Origin of the sequence: Arthrobacter sp. NPDC058097 (genome assembly GCF_042884885.1) — a bacterium.
Classification (GTDB): Bacteria; Actinomycetota; Actinomycetes; order Actinomycetales; family Micrococcaceae; genus Arthrobacter.
In genome coordinates this window covers 99,763-115,920 of sequence record NZ_JBHVSZ010000008.1, presented here as the reverse complement: position 1 = coordinate 115,920, position 16,158 = coordinate 99,763, and the positions used below count along the sequence as shown (strand labels likewise).

Genomic DNA, 16,158 nt, shown 5'->3' with positions numbered 1-16,158 from the left:
TCTAATATAGTGCAGATCACACCCCGACGCGGAGACAAACCCATGCAACGCATCCTTCCCCTCATCGCTGCCCAGGCCGCGCCCCGGCTCATGGGCGAACCCGTCTCGGCCTTCGCGGACGAGGTCACGGCAGCACTCAACACCAAGCCGGACAGCAAGCTCGTGGTGTTCCCGGAGCTCCACCTGTTCGGCGACGGGAACCCGGACCGGCAGCGCACCGAGGCGCTGCAGGATTCGGCCGAGCCGCTCGACGGACCACGAATCAAGGAACTGAAGGAGCTCGCCGCGGACCTGGGCATCTGGCTGGTGCCGGGCAGCGTCTGCGAGCGCGGCCCGGAAGGCCAGTTGTTCAACACCCAGCTGGTGCTGTCGCCGGAGGGGGAGCTGGCCGGCTACTACCGGAAGATCTTCCCGTGGCGCCCGTTTGAGCCGTACGATCCCGGCGACCGGTTCACCACCGTGGACCTGGCCGGCATCGGCAGGGTGGGCCTGAACATCTGCTACGACGCCTGGTACCCGGAGGTGTCGCGCCAGCTGGCCTGGATGGGCGCCGAGGTGATCCTCAACGTCGTCAAGACCACCACCCCGGACCGGCGGCAGGAGCTGGTGCTGGCCAAGGCGAACGCCATCGTGAACCAGGTGTTCGTGGTCAGCGTCAACTGCGCCGGCCCCACCGGCAGGGGCCAGAGCATCATCGTCGACCCCGAGGGCAACACCATTACGGAAGCCGACGACGATACGCCCGTGCTGCTGACAGCGGACCTGGACCTGGCCGCCGTCGGGCACGTCCGCACCCACGGGACGGAGAACCTCAACCGTCCCTGGTCCCAGTTCCGGGACGGCGAGGCCGCCGTCGAACTTCCCGTCTACCAGGGGCGGATCAATCCGCTGACCTGGACGCCCCCCACTTTCAATGCTTAAGGACAACCACGTGACCACTCCAACCCTGACCCGCACGCTGAAGCTGCCGTCGCTGGTGCTGTTCGGCCTGGCGTACCTGACCCCGCTGATTGTCCTGGCCATTTTTGGCCTGATCGCCGAGACCACGGGCGGGGCGGCGCCGTCGGCCTACCTCGTGGCGATGGTGGCCATGCTGTTCACGGCGCACAGCTACGGCCGGATGGCGGTGGCCTACCCGGTGGCCGGCTCCGCGTACACGTACGTGCGCCGGTCGATTGATCCCCGGGTGGGCTTCCTGGTGGGCTGGGCGATCCTGCTGGACTACCTGTTCCTGCCCATGGTGATCTGGCTGATCGGCAGCTCGTACCTGAGCGCGCAGTTCCCGGGCGTGCCCATGTGGCTGTGGATTGTCGGCTTCATCCTCGTCACCACGGTGCTGAATATCCTGGGCATCAAGGTGGCGGACAAGGCCAACTACCTGCTGATGGCGTTCCAGCTGCTGGTGATCGTGATCTTCGTGGCGCTCGCCGTCGGCAGCGTGGTGTCCGCCTCCGGCCCGGGCGGCCTGGTGAGCACGGAGCCGTTCTTCAACAGCACGTCCAGCTTCGCTACCATTTCCGCGGGCGCGGCCATTGCGGCGTACTCGTTCCTCGGGTTCGACGCCGTCACCACCCTCACCGAGGAAACCGTGGACCCGCGCCGCAACGTGCCCCGCGCCATCATGCTCATCGCGCTCATCGGCGGCGGCATCTTCGTGGCCGTCTCCTACGTCACGCAGCTGGTGCACCCGGGCGGCGTGTTCGACGACTCGGCGTCCGCGGCCAGCGCCATCGCGCTGCAGATCGGCGGGCAGGTGTTCGGTGCAGTGTTCCTCGCCGGTCTGGTGGTGGCGCAGTTCGCCTCCGGCCTCGCCGCGCAGGCCAGCGCCTCCCGCCTGGTGTACGCCATGGGACGCGACTCGGTGCTGCCCAAGGCCATCTTCGGCCGGCTCAGCGCGGAGTACCACACGCCGGTGGTGAACCTGGTGATCACCGGCATCGTGGGCCTGATCGCGATCTTCCTGGACGTGGCGACGTCGACGTCGTTCATCAACTTCGGTGCCTTCACCGCCTTCACGCTGGTCAATGTGTCCGTGGTGTTCCACTACGTGCGCCGGCGCCGGGCGGGGGAGCAGCTGAACTTTATTTCATACGTCGTGGTCCCGGCGGTGGGCGCTCTCGTCTGTGCCTACCTGCTCTCCCAGCTGGACAGCAACGCCATTACGCTGGGACTGAGCTGGCTGGTCTTGGGGATTGTGGTGCTGGCGCTGATCACGCGCGGCTTCCGTGCCGCGCCGCCGGAAATGACGACGACGCAGAAGGCCACCGTGGAGGCCGCCGCCTAACGCTTTTGTACTGGAGTTCTACGAGACTGGAGGGACCGGCGTGAGGATAGCGCTCGGGCAGCTGGAGTCCGGCACGGACATCCAGGCCAACCTGGCCGCGATCGACCGGTTCGCCGCGTCCGCTGCCGCCGACGGCGCCACGCTGGTGGCCTTCCCGGAGTACGCCACATACGAGAAGAAGATCGTGGACGCCTCCTTCCCGGCCGTGGCCGAGCCGCTGGACGGCCCCGTCTGCCGGGAACTCGCGGTCACCGCGGCCCGTCACCGCATCACGCTCGTGGCGGGCGTGGTGGAAACGTCCGACGAGGAGGGCCGGGCGTACAACACGCTGGTGGCGTTCGATCCTGCCGGTGAACGGCTGGCCGTTTACCGGAAGATCCACCTGTTCGACGCACAGGGCTTCGGGGAGTCGGTTTTTATCAAGCCGGGGCCGTCCACCGAGCCAGTGGTGTTCGAGGCCGGGGGAGCGCGGTTCGGGCTGATGACCTGCTACGACCTGCGGTTCCCCGAGCTGGCCCGCTCCCTGGCCGACGCCGGCGCACAGGTTTTGCTGGTCTGCTCGTCGTGGGTGCCGGGCACGCACAAGACCGAGCAGTGGCTCTCTTTGAATGCGGCCCGCGCGATTGAGAACAGCGTGTATGTAGCGGGCGTCTGCCAGGCCCCGCCGGTGTCCGTGGGCCGGAGCCTGCTGGTGGATCCGATGGGGTACGTGGAGGCCGACCTCGGGCTGGAGCCGGGGGTTCGGGCGGTGGAGGTTTCGCTGTCTACCGTGGCGCGGGTGCGTGAGCAGTTTCCTATGTTCCGGCAGCGGCGGCTGGGGTAGGTGCGTGCCACGAAGAGTGGCCATGCCATGATCGCGCGGGGAGTCTAAGAACTCGAGCGATCAACAACGCTCTCCGCGTGCAATGAGGCCACGGCGAGCAGGGCCGCTAAGCCCGCCAGCTAGTCTGGCCGTCGTGCCGAGGGCGCTCCGAGGGGTCGCCCTTGAGCACGGCGTCCGTTGACATGCGTCGCTGGTCCGAGTCTCGCTAGGAGCTGCAAAACTTGGGCATCAGCGTTGTGGCACCCCTACCGGTGTGAACTCTTGAAACGAGCGATCGGGGAGGGCCGACCTCGAGGAGATGTGTAGCTTATACACGAAGAGTTCCACTAAGTAAATAAGTAGTTGGGGTTTTGTGGCTAAATCGTGATACCTTTTTCGCATGACGCTGCCTCAGGCCTTGCGAGGAGGGCTGGTTGGTGCCGATGCGTCACGCTGCCTCGACCGAGCAGTTTGGATCATGAAGGAAGGACTCAGCGTTGAGCCACATATCTTTCAAACGAGCACCACGACCACCATTGCCGTTGCAGGCTGAACTGCCCTTTGAAGTTTCCACGCCTGTGGAGGAAGGAAAAACGGCGCTCGCCGGTAGTGGCCCCCGGGCAGGCAGGTCCGAATGGCCACTGTGCATTGGGCCTGGTCGGATGGGCCAACCCCAGTGTGGACTACCCGTACATAAGAAGTCAGCCGAGCTATGCCGATCTCACGACCTTCAGATGAACACGAAGGGCGTGCTCGTGCCGCTCCGGACACGCACGAGTAAAGAACCGTGTACTGGGCCAGGCCCGGATGGTGGCAAGTGCGGTCGCCAGGTGTATTATCGCGAACCTGGGCAGGACGACGGGATCTGCAAGTCTCATTACGACCAGATGAACCGTCGGGGTTGGATGAGCGGAATTGCACCCAAAGCTGCACCAGTTCCGCAAGTTCGGTGCCCGGGTCCGGGGCAGGACGGCGAAGCACAGTGCGACCGCATGGCCGAGGCGGGGACGGGATATTGCGGTCCTCACAATAAGCAACACAACAAAGGTGGGACATTGAAGCCCATCAGACGGACGAATACGCCTGACGGCACTTGTATCGGTCCGGGCCCTGACGGGATGCCGTGCGGACGCCCCATGAAGCACAAGACGAAGAAGCTGTGCGGGGGTCACAATGCGCAGGAACGCCGAGGTCAGATTCTGGTGCCGCTGAAGGTGACCCGGCGGAGGGGCGAGTCCACCCCGTGCAATTTTCCCGGTTGTAAGTATCTTGATGCCCCCGACGGTGGTGGATACTGCCGCCACCATTGGCGACAGCATGAACTTGGACAGGAAATGGCACCGTTGAAGGGGACTCCAAACCGTGGGCGGAAAGTCCTTCTGCGCGACGAATTCGGCAATAAGTTCTGTCCACTATGCGAAGAATGGAAGCCCGAAGCAGAATTTAGCCGGGCATCCGCCTCAAGCGATGGCTTCAGCCACAGATGCAGACGTTGTCATGCATCGGCACAGAAGAAGGCGAAATACGGCATTGATATCGACGCATTTGAAGCTCTGCTCGAATCGCAGGGCGGGCGGTGTGCAATCTGCCCTGTAACGGTCCGCGCAGACGGTTTTCGCCTGTCCATCGATCACGATCATTCCTGCTGTCCAGGAACGCTCTCATGCGGGAATTGCATCCGGGGTCTGCTTTGTCCCGACTGTAATCGAGGACTCGGTCTATTTCGCGACAACATCAAGTTGCTGAAGGAAGCTATAAACTACCTCGAGCGCCAACCGCTTCAACTGGCTTAGCCCCACAGGTGCCAACGATGCCAACTTGGGAAGGTCCCACCCCCAGCGACTCTTCCGTCGGAAGGGCAGGCGGTCGAAGCGACGGGTAGTTGTCACGTGTACATGGAAACCTCATGGCGTTGGCGTTGGCGTTGGCGTTGGCGCTGGGCACAGGGTGCGGAAGACTGTTGCCGTGAGCAACTCTCCCCGCACCAGCAACCTAACCCGCCAGCGCACCGGCCTCGCCGTGGCAGGCCTCAGCATCGGCACAGCGCTGAACCCGCTGAACTCGTCGATGATCGCCGTCGCCCTGGTGGTGTTGCGTGAGGACTTCCGCCTCGACGTCGCCACTGTCACCTGGGTGATCACCGCCTTCTACATCACCTCAGCTGCTGGACAGCCGCTGATGGGACGGTTGGCCGACAGGTTCGGCCCGCGGAAACTCTTCATGCTCGGCATGGGGCTGGTGGCCGTGTCGTGTGCGCTGGCGCCGTTCTCGCCCAACTTTGTGTTCGTCTGCATCGCTCGCGCCCTGATGGCGCTGGGCACGGCGACGGCGTACCCCAGCGCCGTCGTCATGGTCGGCACCCTGGCGAGGCTGGCCGATACGACGTCGACAAGGCCGCTGGGTCGCATCCAGATGGCCAACACCACCGGGGCCGCTGTCGGCCCGGTCGTGGGCGGGCTGCTGGTGAGCCTGGTTGGCTGGCAGGCGCTGTTCCTGGTCAACGTTCCGCTCGCGCTGGCCGCCATGCTCATCATCCGTAAGGTCGCGCCACCGGACGAGCGCCGGGAGCAGGGCAGGATCGCCACCCTGCTGCGCGACTCCGACATCCCCGGCATCCTCGCCTTCACCGGCGGCCTGGTGCTGCTGCTCATGGGCCTGCTGAACGCGCTGCCCGGCTACCGCTGGTGGCTGCTCGGCGCTGCGATGGTCCTGGCCGTTGTGTTCGCCTGGCGCGAGCTGCGCTTCGACCGCCCGTTCCTGGACCTGCGGCTGCTCGGCAGGAACCGGCCCCTGCTGCTGGTTTACCTGGGCTTCACGGTGTTCAGCGGCGTCTACTACTTCGCGTTCTTTGGCCTGCCGCAGGTGCTGCAGGAGGCCGGCGGCTACAACCCCGGCCTGGTGGGCGTGCTGATGCTGCCGCTGGCGGCCATGTCAGTGGTCGTCACCCCGTTCGCCGTGCGTGCGATCGACCGGTTCGGCGCGCGGCGGGTGCTGATCGCCGGCGTCGTACTTTTGACCTTGGCGGCAGCGGCACTCTGGCTGCTGACAGCGTCGTTCGCCGTCCTGCTCGTGCTGCTGCTGACCGCCCTGATGGGCGTGCCGTACGGGTCGGCCAGCATCGCTTACAACCAGGGGCTGTACCTCTCCGCGGCACCGGAGGAAAGGGGAATGGCCGCCGGGATCTTCCAGACCTGCCGGTACGTCGGTGCTATCAGCGCGACGGTGATGATCGGCATCTTCTACGGAACCGGGGTGAACCAGGAGAACTGGGGCCGCGTGGTGCTGGTGATGCTCGGGTTGTGTGCGATGACGTTCGTGGTGTCTCTGCTGTGGCGGGAACGTAAGACGGCGTGAGGGAACCGACTGCGGGATTCGCCGTTAGCGCAGCTGCACTGAGGCGCGGGTGCCATTTACTTGGCTGGATGTCCGAGCTTGTACCTCAAACGTTAAGCGTTGAGGTCCGTTTGCGACGGCAACCTCAAGATTCGCTCAAGACCGAATCAACGTTGCCCAAAGATCGTCGCACTTTCCGTTCTCTGGGCCTTGTGAGAAATAGGCTTTTCAGTAGCAAGATTTCGGCTTTAGACAAAGGGCCCGGCTATCCGCCGGGCCCTTATTTAATTGGGGAAAACGATGTCGCGGTATGGAATGCCTTTGGGACCACGGCGGTCGGGCGCGGACCCCGTCCCGCGGACGCCTAAGAAGCCGCGCGTTTCCACCTTCATTGTCGGGGGCCTCGCTGCGCTCTTCATGATCATGGGGGCGTTCAGCGGCGGCATTGGTGGCGCACTGGTCTTCCTGGCCATCACGGCCGCACTTACCGGTCTCTATGTCCTGGCAACCGGCCGCCGTTCATGGGCAGGGCTCCCGGCCAAACGGAGCGCGGGGACCATCGCCCTTGCCGTCTCCTTCGCCCTGTTTTATCGGCGGTGCTGCTGCGTTGCCGCGAGCCACTACGAGGGACCTTCAGGCCGCATCATCGGAGGGCACAGCATCGCCAGCCACCGCCCAAGCGAGCGCAACTCCCACAGTGACACCGACGCCGTCGGCCGTCCCATCTGTGCAGGAGACGAGCGCTCCGCTGGATGCTGACAGCCCCCGTCTCTCGGCGCAGGGCGCCAGCGTTGCCGCGCCGAAGTCGCAGCCTGCCTACGCCACCAAGGCGATCGACCTGCTGGCCACCCTTTCGGTTAAGGGCCGTGCACCCAAGACCGGCTATGACCGGGACCTGTTCGGGCAGGCGTGGGCCGACGTTGACCGCAACGGCTGCGACACTCGCAATGACATCCTCAAGCGCGACCTCACGGGCATCAGCTACACCAACAGCGTGCCCTGTAAGGTGCAGTCCGGGACACTTGCCGACCCGTACACCGGCACTACCATCAACTTCCTGCGGGGAAGCGCCACCAGCAGTGCTGTGCAGATCGACCACGTTGTTGCCCTCAGCGACGCCTGGCAGAAGGGCGCACAACAGCTGACCACGGAACAGCGGACAGCGTTCGCCAACGACCCGCTGAACCTCCAGGCGACCGACGGTCCCACCAACATGCAAAAGGGCGACGGTGACGCCGCCACCTGGCTGCCGCCGAACAAGGTCTTCCGGTGCGAATACGTGGCCCGGCAGATTTCGGTGAAGGCGACGTACCGCCTGTGGGTCACCCAAGCGGAACACGACGCGATGGCCAGGATCCTGGGGGACTGCTCGGGACAGCTCGCTCCAACAAACGAGAAGGTGCCAGCCGTTGCGGCACCGGCACCGGCACCGGCACCTGCACCCGCCGTCGTTCAGCCCGCCCCTGCCCCGGCAGCGCCCGCTCCGGCTCCTGTTGCTCCAGCACCTGTAGTGGCGGTTCCCGTGGCGCCAGCACCGGCGGCTGTGTACTACGCCAACTGTGCGGCGGCCAGGGCTGCGGGGGCCGCTCCGCTGCACGCCGGGTCGGCGGGCTACCGTCCAGCGCTCGACCGTGACTCCGACGGCGTCGCCTGCGAAAGCTAGACCAATTCCATCACTCCACAGTTCCAAATTTTCCAAGGGGGAAAAATGAAAAAGACACTCACACTACTTGTGCTGACCGGCCTCATGCTCACTGGATGCGGCGGCAACCAGGCTGACAAGCAGACGGCAACGCAGCCGACAGAAACTGCAACGGCCACGGCCACTCCGGAAGCGGTCACTGTTCCCGGCGTGGTGAGCCTGACCCTGGACGAGGCCACGGATCAACTGGAAGAGCTGGGGTTCGAGGTCGACTCCGTGGACATCGTCGACGGCAAAACGATCGTCCTGAAGAAGAACTGGCAGGTGATGTCGCAGGACGGCGCGGAAGGTGCACAGGCGGCGAAGGGCTCCACCGTTCACCTCGGCGTCAAGTCCCTGGAAAAGCTGGCGGCGGAAAAGGCGGCCGCAGACAAGGCCGCGGCTGACAAAGCTGCGGCGGTGAAGGCTGCGGCGGCCAAGGTGGCAGCAGCCAAGAAGGCTGCGGCGGACAAAGCGGCCGCAGACAAAGCAGCGGCAGAAAAAGCAGCTGCGGATAAGGCCGCGGCCGCCAAGGCTGCGGCAGCTCAGCGGGCAGCCGATGCGGCTGCTGCGAAACAGGCGGCCGAACAGGCAGCTGCGCAGGTTGCGCCTGTGGCTCCTGTCGTCCCCGCCGTGCCGGCCGCTGCTTACTACGCCAACTGCGCTGCCGCCAGGGCGGCCGGCGCCGCACCGCTGTATGCCGGGCAGGCCGGCTACAGGGCCGGTCTTGACCGCGATAGCGACGGCGTGGCCTGCGAGTAGCAGTCCTGACGTCACGCCGTGGATACCCTCGTTTTCGAGGGTATCCACGGCTTTCACGTTTGCCCGGCAAGTCCACGAGCCGGGAATCGACCTAGTGTGCGTGGCAGGCGGTCAAACCCCGTGTGGAAGTCCCGAACAATGACCGATGCGTCGCTTTGAGCTCCTCGAGCTTTCCAGGCCGGACCTAGGATGTGTCCAGGTAGGCGATGAAATCATCCGTATCGGACCTGCCCTTCGTGTCCGGGTGCGATGACCCTTAATGCCCCAGGCGCCGGAGGCGGGCCAGCCGCACCAGCCGGCTGAAGGCAAGGACGAAGACCACCTCGATCAGCACCATGAGCCCGACCAGCAGCCACTGCCCCTGGCTGATGAACACGATCGCGCCGGTGAGGACCAGCACGGTCCCAAGGGCCAGGGCGTACACCGCGAATCCGAGGGCAACCTTGGCGCTGCGCACGCCGGTGCGGAAGCCAAAGCCCTGCGGCAGTCCGCCGGGCAGTCCCTGGACGCGGTCGGGCCCTGCGGGCGGGAGCCGATCGAACTCCTGCCACAGATCCTCGTCGTGATCGCGGTCCGTCATGCTTCCATTATCCCGCGCGGCGGGACGCCTGCACCGTGCCCAAGCCTTTAGAGGATCTCCGGCATCATCCTTTTCGCCTCAACGCGAGGCCGCGGCGTCAGGGACCCCGTCACCTGCCGAAAGTCCAGTGCTGCCGGAGTGCCCTGCCGAGATTTGCCGTTTGATCTGCTCAAGCTCCGCTTTGAGCTGGTCAACGGTGGCCCGGTATCTGTCGAACTCGGCCTTCCGGCGCCGCTCCTGGATGTAGCTCACGACGGCGGCGAGGATGCCGAGCGGGAACGACACCAGCAGGGCCCAGCCGGACGTGCCAAGGAAGCCCAGCGCTACGGGCAGTGCCTGTTTGAAGGCGAGGAACGTGTTCACTTGGCCAACCACTGAGCTGAGGGCCGAGTCCAGGGGACCCAGGAACTGTCCCACCATGGGCGTCCCGGAAAACGACGGAGCACTCAGCGGCTGTTCCCCTCCAGACCACCGCGGGTCACCGACGTGGTTCAGGACGTAGATCCCGGCGCCGGCATTGAGGGCCGCGAAGAGCAGCACGGCACCAAGCACAGTCCAATGAAGCTTTCGGGGCCGCCAAACACCGGCCGCAAGCCCGAAGACGGCGGCCGCAACCCAAGTAAAGATGCTGAGTTGGTCGCGGCTCATGCCGCCCAGTAGATCCAAAGGATTCCCCGTCCATCGGTTGATGATGATGCCCGTTCGGGCCGCAAGCGAGCTTATCCCAGCCGCCGCCCACTCCCGCACCAGTAACGCGGTAGGTGCAGCCAACTGACCATGGGTCTTAGGCGCGTGAACAGGGACAAGACCCGGAACGGACGACGGCGGCAGCCAGCGTCGTGTGGATAGGCTGCGGTTTCCATTGTTGTGCCGGAACACCGGTGGGAAGATGGTGGGGAGTTGGGCACTAAGAGGGGGTGCCGGCAAAACGGCGGCGCGTGTCCAGTCTGAACAGACAGGGACGGTGACCGGGCCATGACCAAGCAACCTTTGAAGCAACGGCGACTGCGCGTATCCGACGTCAACGTCGTCAACCGCCGCACGCTGCGCAAGGCGCTCGGCGGGACCATCGTGGGCAACACCATGGAATGGTACGACGTCGGCGTGTTCGGCTATCTGATCACCACCATGGGGCCGGTGTTCCTGCCCGAGGCGGACAGGGCCGTGCAGAACCTGTTCCTGCTGGGGACCTTCGGAGCCACCTTCATCGCCCGGCCCCTGGGCGGCATATTCTTCGGCTGGCTGGGCGACAAGATCGGCCGCCAAAAGGTGCTGGCCATGACCCTGATGATGATGGCGGGAGCGACGTTCGTCGTCGGCCTTCTTCCGGGTTACGCACAGATAGGCATCTGGGCCGCCGTGCTGCTGGTGGTCACCAAGCTGGTCCAGGGCTTTTCCACCGGCGGCGAGTACTCCGGTGCCACCACGTTCGTGAGCGAGCATTCGCCGGACCAGCGCCGCGGGTTCTTCGTCAGTTTCCTGGACATGGGCAGCTACCTGGGCTTCGCGCTGGGGGCCGCACTGGTGTCCGCGCTCCAGCTGATCCTGGGGCAGGGGCAGATGGAGGCGTGGGGCTGGCGGATTCCGTTCCTGATCGCGGGCCCGCTGGGCATCGTGGCCATTTACTTCCGGATGAAGATCGAGGAGTCGCCCGCCTTCAAGGCAACCCAGGAGGCGGAGGCCGTGGCCGCCAAGCACCACGAGGTCGGCGACGAACTCCGGCCCGTCGGGCCGGTGGGGATCTTCAAAGACCACTGGCGCCGGATCCTGCTGGCCATGATCCTCGTGGCCGCCGGCAACACCGTGGGCTACGCCCTCACGTCCTACATGCCGACATACCTCACCACCAACAAGGGCTACGACGAGATCCACGGGACGCTGCTGACCGTTCCGGTGCTGGTGGTCATGTCGCTGTGCATCCCGCTGACAGGACACCTCTCCGACAGGATCGGCCGCCGCCCCGTGCTCTGGATCGGGGCGATCAGCACAGTGGTGTTTTCGCTTCCGGCGTTCCTGCTGATCTCGGTCGGCACCGTTCCCGCCACGCTCGCCGGCCTGGCCCTGGTCGCGTTTCCGGTGGCGTTCTTTGTTGCCACTCTGGCGTCCGCGCTGCCGGCACTGTTTCCCACGGCCCACCGCTACTCCGCGATGGGTATCGCCTACAACTTCGCCGTCGCGATCTTTGGCGGCACCTCACCGTTCATCATCGCTGCCCTCATCCAGGCGACCGGCAATGACCTGATGCCGGCGTTCTACCTCATGGCGACGTCGGCCGTCGCCGCGGTTGCCATCTACTTCCTGCCGGAATCTGCCCAGCGGCACCTGCCCGGCTCCATGCCGAGCGTGGACTCCGAAGCAGCCGCCCGGGAGCTGGTGGCGACGCAGGACGACAACCCGCTGTTGGAGGTGGACAGTCTGCCGTTTGACAGCAGCTACGAGGAGGCGCAGGCGGCTCACGGACGCCCTGGGAACCCGACGGTGATGTGACCTAGCTGCGTGTCCCGCCGGCCCGCGCCAGACAAGCGGCCCATTGACGGCCCTACTTGGCCCCGGTAACTGTCAGCGCTTTCGCGGCACATTGGCCCGAACATCAGCTGCTTGGGCTTCATCTAGCACCCACGGCTGGTACTTCGGGTGATCTGGGTACTTTTTCCGCAGATAATTTCGGACGACCTTTCCCGGTCGCTGCTCATCGGTATAGCCCAGTTCGCGTGCGAGCTCGGCAGGTTCATATGTAGACACGACCATGAGTGTAGGCCAACGTCCGATGGCGTAACTGGGGCCCGGTGAATCGAGGACCGCTTGAGGGACGCTCGCGTCGTTAGTGCTGCAGTGCCGGCTCCGCGGCTTTCGGCTCTGACCATCCGCGCTCTTTGCGGCCGGCGGGGTAGGCGTGCCGCTTGCCCGCCAGCGTGATGACGAGGGCGACGGCGACCGGCAGCGCCGCGGCGACGGGCACTATGAGCGGGCCGGTGAGGACCAGTGCGGCCGAGCCGTAGAGCGCGCCGACGGTGATGCCGAGCTGGATGGTCAGGACGGTGAGGCCGTTGGCGGCGTCGCGGTATTCGCCACCGGCGCGGAGGATGGCGGCCTGGTTGAAAATGCCGATGGCGCCGAGACCGGCGCCCCAGACGGTCATGAGCACGATGGCGACCGGGAAGATTCCGCCACCCAGCGGGAGGAGGAGCATCGCCACGGCGATGGCCGCCGTCGTGATCAGCAGCGAGCGTCGGGGCCGGGTGTCCACGGTGATGCCAGCGATCCAGATGCCGATCAGGCCGGAGGCGCCGAGGACGGTGAGGGAGAGGCTGATGGCGTAGTCGGGCAGGCCGGCTTCGCGGATGAACGGCGCGATGTAGGTGAACAGCGCGAAGTGCGCCAGGACCAGCAGCGGCCACGCGATCGCTACGGACTTCACGCCGGGCTGGGCGATGGCCGTGCGCATGGAGGGGCGGACGGCGTCGGGGCTCCGGCGGACAGCCGGCAGGAGCCAGAGGGCCAGGCCGGTCAGCAGCAGGCCGAACCCGGCGAGGAAGAGAAAGGCCGCCCGCCAGCCGAAGAAAGTTCCCAGTGCCGTGCCGAGGGGAGCGCCGATGGCGAGGCCCAGGCTGTTGCCGCTGAAGACGATGGCCAGGGCCTTGCCCACCTTGTCGGCCGGGACCACGCGCGAGACGAACGGCGCCATGGTGGTCCAGAGCAGGCCGTGCGCCAGGCCGCCGACCAGCCGGGCTCCCATGGCCGCCGCGAAGTTGGGGGCGAGGCCAACCAGCACGTTGCTCAGCGCGAACGTCAGGACGAGCGAAACGAGCAGGGTCTTCCGCGGAACCTTCGCGAGCAGCCGGGCGGCCGGGATGACCGTGACCACGATGACGGCGGCATAGGCGGCAGCAAGGTAGCCGGCCACGGGCTCGGACACGTCCAGGCCGTCGCTGATCTGCGGCAGCAGGCCGGACGGCAGGAGTTCGGTGGTGATCGCCGTGAAGGCGATCGTGGCCAGGACCAGCATCGCGGCGAGCGGGAAGCGTTTGGGCGCAGGCAAGGGCAGAGCGGAAGACATGGGGGAGTGGATCCATTCAAAAGGGGTGAGGCGGAAGGGACGTCACTGGCCCGGAAATTCCAACCACAAAGCTACCCGGTTTATTCGCCCTGAGGCAGGGTCTGTCAGACCCTGCCTCGGCCCGTCGCGTCCTGCGTGAATCGCGCCGGTCTACCGCTCGTCGCGAAAAAGCCGCCGCTCGGCGCACAAACCACCGCGCAGACATGTGACATGCACCATGATGGCCGGAGGCAGCGGCGGCTGGACGCGCCGTAGGCCATATGCCCGGGGACAGGCACTGGTTCGTGCACTGGACGCGCGCAGGGGACATCGACGTCGTGAACGAGGAGCACTCATGAGCTGGCTGGACCGAGAACGCACCATTGCCCCGCCGGGTTTTAACCGCTGGCTGGTGCCGCCCGCGGCGCTCGCCGTCCACCTCTGCATCGGCCAGGCCTACGCGACCAGCGTCTACAAGACCGCCCTGGTCAAGCACTTCGGCGCCAGCCTGACCGAGATCGGCGTGATCTTCTCCATCGCCATCGTGATGCTGGGCCTGTCGGCTGCGGTCATGGGCACCTGGGTGGACAGGAACGGCCCGCGCAAGGCGATGTTCACCTCGGCCGTGTTCTGGTCCGGCGGGTTCCTGATCGGCTCCCTCGGCATCTTCACGCACCAGCTGTGGCTGGTCTACCTGGGCTACGGCGTGGTGGGCGGCATCGGCCTGGGCATCGGCTACATCTCGCCGGTGTCCACCCTGATCAAGTGGTTCCCGGACCGGCCCGGCCTCGCCACCGGCATGGCCATCATGGGTTTCGGCGGCGGCGCGCTGATCGCCAGCCCCGTCTCCACCGCGCTGCTCAAGGCGTACGATCCCAACTCCGGCGCGCAGGACTGGGTGGCCAGCGGCGACGCCGTGGGCAGCCTGTTCCTGACCCTGGCCGTCGTCTACCTGGCCTACATGCTCTTCGGCGCCTTCACCATCAAGGTCCCGGCCGACGGCTGGCGGCCGGCCGGGTTCGACCCCGCCACGGTGAAGGCCGCCAAGCTCGTCACCACGGAGAACGTCTCGGCCCGGAACGCCGTCAAGACCCGGCAGTTCTGGCTGGTCTGGATTGTGCTGTTCTGCAACGTCACCGCCGGCATCGGCATCCTGGAACAGGCCGCCCCGATGATCCAGGACTTCTTCCGGAAGTCCGACGGCGGCTCCCTGGTCAGTGCCGCCGTCGCCGCCGGCTTCGTGGGACTGCTGTCCATCGGCAACATGGCCGGCCGGTTCGCCTGGTCCGCCACGTCCGACGTCACCGGCCGCAAGCGCATCTACATGGTGTACCTCGGCGTCGGCGCCGTGCTCTACACGGTGCTGGCGCTGGCCGGGTCCGCCACCACCGTGCTGTACGTGGCGCTCGCGTTTGTCATCATCTCCTTCTACGGCGGTGGGTTCGCCACCGTGCCGGCCTACCTGCGGGACCTCTTCGGCACGTTCCAGGTGGGCGCCATCCACGGCCGGCTGCTGACCGCCTGGTCTGCCGCCGGGGTGGCCGGGCCGCTGATCGTCAACGCGTTCCTGGACGCCCAGGGCAAGCCCGGCCAGCTGAACGCCGCCTCCTACCAGCCGGCGCTGCTGACCATGGTGGCGCTGCTGGTGGTCGGCTTCCTGGCCAACCTGCTGGTGAAACCGGTGGACGCACGATTCCACGAACCCCGCCCGGACCGCGGACGGGAACACGAACCTGCGATGGAGGCCTGACGATGAGCACCGAGAACACTTCCCGCGCGCTGGCGCCCGTCAAGGTGTCCACCGGCAAACTGGCCGTGGCCTGGGCACTCGTCGGGCTGCCGCTGGCCTACGGCATCTTCCAGACCCTGACCCGCGTGGCGGCGCTGTTCGGCTGATCCGGCCCCGCAAAGGCTCGACGGCGGGCCCGGGGCCATCCCGGTAAACGGGCTGGTGCCGAGGGGCTTTCCGCGGGGTCCCCGTTTTTCCATGACTGCCAACGACACTTCAGGAGCTGCCATGTCCCTCGTCCGCGTGCATAACTTCTCGGTCTCCCTCGACGGCTTCGGCACCGGCGAGGGGCAGCAGCTGGACGCCCCGTTCGGCCATGCAGGCACCCGGCTCATGGAATGGGCCTTCGAAACGCGGACCTTCCGCGCAATGGGCCTCCACGGCGAAACGGAAGGATCCTTCGGCGTGGACGAGGCGTTCGCCAGCCAGTGGGGACCCGGGGTCGGCGTCGAGATCATGGGGCGCAACAAGTTCGGCCCTCAGCGTGGTCCGTGGGAGAACGAGGATTGGAAGGGCTGGTGGGGCGACAACCCTGTGTTCCACACCCCTGTGGTTGTCCTGACGCACCATCCCCGGCCGGTCCTCCAAATGGAAGGCGGAACAACCTTCCATTTCGTTGATGCGGACCCCGCCTCCGCGCTTGAACAGGCCCGAGCCCTGGCGCCCGGCCTGGACGTCAGGATCGGCGGGGGCGCCAGCACGGTGCGGCAGTTCCTCGAGGCCGACCTGATCGACCATATGCATATCGTCCTCGTGCCGATCGTTCTGGGGCGGGGCGAACGTCTGTGGGACGGTCTCGAGGGACTCGAGGAACGCTTTGACATTGCAGCGACCCCTTCTCCACAGGGAGTGGTCCATTTGGTCTTCACCCGCCGCGCGGACCGGAGGTAA

General features: G+C 66.0%; 15 protein-coding genes. 12 read left to right on the top strand and 3 right to left on the bottom strand.

Annotated elements, in window-relative coordinates; all coding sequences use genetic code 11:
- Positions 1 to 42: 42 nt before the first annotated feature.
- From ACFVTE_RS15025 to ACFVTE_RS14990, 8 genes are all read left to right on the top strand, one after another.
- The gene (locus tag ACFVTE_RS15025) at positions 43 to 921 is read left to right on the top strand and encodes a carbon-nitrogen hydrolase family protein (protein WP_387101627.1); all 879 of its coding nucleotides are present in this window, start codon (positions 43 to 45) and stop codon (positions 919 to 921) included.
- A 10-nt stretch (positions 922 to 931) separates the two neighbouring features.
- Positions 932 to 2,284 (top strand): APC family permease, encoded by a 1,353-nt coding sequence (locus tag ACFVTE_RS15020; protein ID WP_387101625.1) that lies wholly within the window; start codon positions 932 to 934, stop codon positions 2,282 to 2,284.
- A 40-nt stretch (positions 2,285 to 2,324) separates the two neighbouring features.
- Positions 2,325 to 3,107: a carbon-nitrogen hydrolase family protein gene (locus tag ACFVTE_RS15015; protein WP_387101623.1), complete on the top strand. Its 783-nt coding sequence runs from the start codon at positions 2,325 to 2,327 to the stop codon at positions 3,105 to 3,107.
- 1,115 nt (positions 3,108 to 4,222) lie between these two features.
- Positions 4,223 to 4,879: an endonuclease VII domain-containing protein gene (locus tag ACFVTE_RS15010; RefSeq protein WP_387101621.1), complete on the top strand. Its 657-nt coding sequence runs from the start codon at positions 4,223 to 4,225 to the stop codon at positions 4,877 to 4,879.
- Positions 4,880 to 5,051: 172 nt separating this feature from the next.
- Complete coding sequence (locus ACFVTE_RS15005; protein ID WP_387101619.1) at positions 5,052 to 6,440, top strand: MFS transporter; 1,389 nt, start codon at positions 5,052 to 5,054, stop codon at positions 6,438 to 6,440.
- A 294-nt stretch (positions 6,441 to 6,734) separates the two neighbouring features.
- A complete protein-coding gene (locus tag ACFVTE_RS15000) occupies positions 6,735 to 7,178 on the top strand; it encodes a hypothetical protein (RefSeq protein ID WP_387101617.1) in 444 nt (147 codons plus the stop codon).
- The gene (locus ACFVTE_RS14995) at positions 7,147 to 8,082 is read left to right on the top strand and encodes a DUF1524 domain-containing protein (protein WP_387101615.1); all 936 of its coding nucleotides are present in this window, start codon (positions 7,147 to 7,149) and stop codon (positions 8,080 to 8,082) included. Before ACFVTE_RS15000 ends, ACFVTE_RS14995 begins: the two co-directional genes overlap by 32 nt.
- 45 nt (positions 8,083 to 8,127) lie before the next feature.
- Positions 8,128 to 8,862 carry an excalibur calcium-binding domain-containing protein gene (locus ACFVTE_RS14990; protein WP_387101613.1) on the top strand — a complete coding sequence of 245 codons (735 nt, stop codon included), beginning with the start codon at positions 8,128 to 8,130 and terminating at the stop codon, positions 8,860 to 8,862.
- 256 nt (positions 8,863 to 9,118) lie between these two features.
- Here the strand turns inward: ACFVTE_RS14990 and ACFVTE_RS14985 are convergent, their stop codons facing one another.
- Positions 9,119 to 9,442 (bottom strand): hypothetical protein, encoded by a 324-nt coding sequence (locus ACFVTE_RS14985; protein ID WP_387101611.1) that lies wholly within the window; start codon positions 9,440 to 9,442, stop codon positions 9,119 to 9,121.
- Positions 9,443 to 9,520: 78 nt separating this feature from the next.
- The gene (locus tag ACFVTE_RS14980) at positions 9,521 to 10,090 is read right to left on the bottom strand and encodes a hypothetical protein (protein ID WP_387101609.1); all 570 of its coding nucleotides are present in this window, start codon (positions 10,088 to 10,090) and stop codon (positions 9,521 to 9,523) included.
- Between the two features lie 327 nt (positions 10,091 to 10,417).
- Here ACFVTE_RS14980 and ACFVTE_RS14975 point away from each other — a divergent pair, with 327 nt between their 5' ends.
- A complete protein-coding gene (locus ACFVTE_RS14975; RefSeq protein ID WP_387101607.1) occupies positions 10,418 to 11,929 on the top strand; it encodes an MFS transporter in 1,512 nt (503 codons plus the stop codon).
- 334 nt (positions 11,930 to 12,263) lie between these two features.
- Here ACFVTE_RS14975 and ACFVTE_RS14970 read toward each other — a convergent pair whose 3' ends face one another.
- Positions 12,264 to 13,499: an MFS transporter gene (locus ACFVTE_RS14970; RefSeq protein WP_387101605.1), complete on the bottom strand. Its 1,236-nt coding sequence runs from the start codon at positions 13,497 to 13,499 to the stop codon at positions 12,264 to 12,266.
- 334 nt (positions 13,500 to 13,833) lie between these two features.
- Here ACFVTE_RS14970 and ACFVTE_RS14965 point away from each other — a divergent pair, with 334 nt between their 5' ends.
- The 3 genes from ACFVTE_RS14965 (at position 13,834) to ACFVTE_RS14955 (ending at position 16,158) form a co-directional block, all read left to right on the top strand.
- Complete coding sequence (locus ACFVTE_RS14965) at positions 13,834 to 15,228, top strand: OFA family MFS transporter (protein ID WP_387101603.1); 1,395 nt, start codon at positions 13,834 to 13,836, stop codon at positions 15,226 to 15,228.
- A gap of 2 nt (positions 15,229 to 15,230) precedes the next feature.
- A complete protein-coding gene (locus tag ACFVTE_RS14960; protein ID WP_387101602.1) occupies positions 15,231 to 15,374 on the top strand; it encodes a hypothetical protein in 144 nt (47 codons plus the stop codon).
- Positions 15,375 to 15,495: 121 nt separating this feature from the next.
- A complete protein-coding gene (locus tag ACFVTE_RS14955) occupies positions 15,496 to 16,158 on the top strand; it encodes a dihydrofolate reductase family protein (RefSeq protein WP_387101601.1) in 663 nt (220 codons plus the stop codon).